The organism is Pseudomonas sp. (assembly GCF_049645325.1).
Lineage (GTDB): Bacteria > Pseudomonadota > Gammaproteobacteria > Pseudomonadales > Pseudomonadaceae > Aquipseudomonas.
In genome coordinates this window covers 1-2,184 of sequence record NZ_JBARTQ010000563.1, presented here as the reverse complement: position 1 = coordinate 2,184, position 2,184 = coordinate 1, and the positions used below count along the sequence as shown (strand labels likewise).

Here is a 2,184-nt window from a genome sequence, read left to right as displayed (position 1 = left end):
ACCTGATGCCCGTAGCCAGACCACCCTGAGTCACTGGCTGTCCGAGCAGGTTTTCACCTGGTCTGGCGTGCCGACGACCCACCTGCGCATTACGTTTTTCGCGCAATGGATGCTCTACATTGCGCCGTTGATTCGTAGCGGCAAATACCTCACGCCGTTCGACGCAGACAGCCGTTTTGCGCCCATTGCCACCCGCGATATCGCGAAAATAATCGCGGGCGTTCTGACCAACCCCGAGCCTCATGCAAACAAGGCTTACGTATTGAACGGACCGATCGAATACAGCCATCGGGAACTGGCGGGCGTTATTGGCGACACGCTGGGCAAGGAGGTCCGTTTCGAACAGGTTTCGCCAGAGGAATTCGTGAACATCATGGGCCTGGATTCCGACCCGACTTACCTGACGCACTTCTCAGCGGTCAAAATCGACCAACAGGAAGGACGCCTGCAAGGCCTGGACACCATCGGTTCAGAGATCATTGGCGGGCCTCTGCAAACGCCGGCGCAATTCATCGAGGAACACCGCGCCGTGTTGAGCTGATACCCACATGAGGCATCGAGCTGAACGGGCCACCACTGTTTCAGCTCGATGCCCCGACGCACGTGGCATTACGAGCATCCTGCTTCCGCTGACGTGACTCGATGAGTAGACTCACTCTCATCAAGCATTTTCATGAGGTCTGAGAGCCGACATGCGTTATCCCGCTGAAGAAACCGCAGAAAAGCACCGGCAAATTCTGGAGCAGGCGTCTGCCCTGTTTCGCGAGCGTGGTTTCTCTGGCGTCAGCGTCAGTGAAATCATGAAAGCCACAGGGCTGACCCACGGCACGTTCTATCACCACTTCGATTCCAAGGATGCGTTGATTGCGCAGAGCCTGGGCGATGCCTCCGGCAAAGCACTGGCATCGATGGAGGATGCCAAGGCGTCAACCGAGCTCATGCAACAGTACATTCAGGAATATCTGACGACGGCGCACCGTGACAACTGTGGCGTGGGCTGCCTGATGAGCGCGCTGGGATCAGAGGTCGCGCGCGAACCGTCGGTTCGTCCGACCTTCACTCGCCACGTCAAGGCGATGATTGAAATCATGGCTGAACCGTTTAAAACCGCGAAGAAACGTAACGCTCGACGCCGGGCTATCCACCACATGTCGACGATGGTGGGGGCGATGATCCTGGCACGTGCGGTAGATGACCCGGCGCTCTCCGAGGAAATCCTGCGGGAAGCCCGCACCGTATTGGCCGATTGAGACCCGTCACGGCGGCGTCATCGGCAGCGCGCGTTTGTGCGCTGTCGTGTTGTAGGCACTCTCGACAATCGCCCTCACCCGCTCACTCACCGGCTCGCCCATCAAGTACGCGTCAATTTCCGCATACGAACAGCCATACGCATGCTCATCCAGTTTGCCTGGCACCAGCTCTTCAAGGTCGGCAGTCGGGTGTTTGTGGACCAGGTTTTCTGGCGCGCCCAGGGCACTGGCCAACAGGCGCACCTGGCTTTTGGTCAGGCCCGACAGCGGTGCCAGATCGCAGGCGCCGTCGCCGAATTTAGTGAAAAAGCCCATCAGCGCTTCGGCAGCGTGATCAGTGCCCACCACCAGCCCATTGTGCAGATTGGCCACGGCGTACTGCGCGATCATTCGCGTGCGCGCCTTGACGTTGCCTTTGATGAAGTCGACATGCGCGGCGCTGGCCTCGCTGGCGGTCAGGCTCGCCATCAAGCCGTCGACACTGGCGGCGATGTTCAGGCTGTCGACGTGGTCCGGGGTGATGAACGCGAGGGAGGCCTGGGCGTCGCTTTCGTCGGCCTGAGTCTTGTAGGGCAGGCGCATGGCGATAAAACGCGCGGGGTAATCGTCGGCGCGCAGTTGCTCAACGGCGAGTTGGCAGAGACGGCCGGCGGTGAGGGAATCGACGCCGCCGCTGATGCCCAGCACCAGCGTCTTGCAGCCGGACTGGCGCAGCGTGTGCTTGATAAAGTCGATACGCCGCTGGATTTCCCCAGGCTCACCGCCCTTGCCCAGTGACCGGTCGATATTCAGTTCTTGCGAGATACGTTCTTGAGTCTGCATAACACCTCCGAGCTGCTTACATTCACCTGTGGGAGCGGGCTTGCTCGCGAAGGCGGTGCGTCAGTTGACAGATTCATTGGCTGACGCACCGCTTTCGCGAGCAAGCCCGCTC

At 59.8% G+C, this 2,184-nt stretch carries 2 protein-coding genes and 1 pseudogene; 2 read left to right on the top strand and 1 reads right to left on the bottom strand.

What is annotated here, in order from left to right; translation table 11 throughout:
- Together WBB95_RS23670 and WBB95_RS23665 are read left to right on the top strand one after the other, a co-directional pair.
- Window positions 1–541: pseudogene (locus tag WBB95_RS23670) on the top strand (NmrA family transcriptional regulator); the annotation flags it as partial.
- A 151-nt stretch (window positions 542–692) separates the two neighbouring features.
- Entirely contained in the window at window positions 693–1,250 is a 558-nt protein-coding gene (locus tag WBB95_RS23665) for a TetR/AcrR family transcriptional regulator (RefSeq protein WP_424489767.1), read from the top strand.
- 6 nt (window positions 1,251–1,256) lie between these two features.
- Here WBB95_RS23665 and nadE read toward each other — a convergent pair whose 3' ends face one another.
- The gene (gene nadE, locus WBB95_RS23660; protein WP_424489766.1) at window positions 1,257–2,072 is read right to left on the bottom strand and encodes an ammonia-dependent NAD(+) synthetase; all 816 of its coding nucleotides are present in this window, start codon (window positions 2,070–2,072) and stop codon (window positions 1,257–1,259) included.
- Between the last annotated feature and the right edge of the window lie 112 nt (window positions 2,073–2,184).

Excerpts from the sequence above, each read along its gene's own strand:
- nadE (WP_424489766.1), bottom strand. The coding sequence starts at position 2,072 with ATGCAGACTCAAGAACGTATCTCGCAAGAACTGAATATCGACCGGTCA.
- WBB95_RS23665 (WP_424489767.1), top strand. The coding sequence starts at position 693 with ATGCGTTATCCCGCTGAAGAAACCGCAGAAAAGCACCGGCAAATTCTG.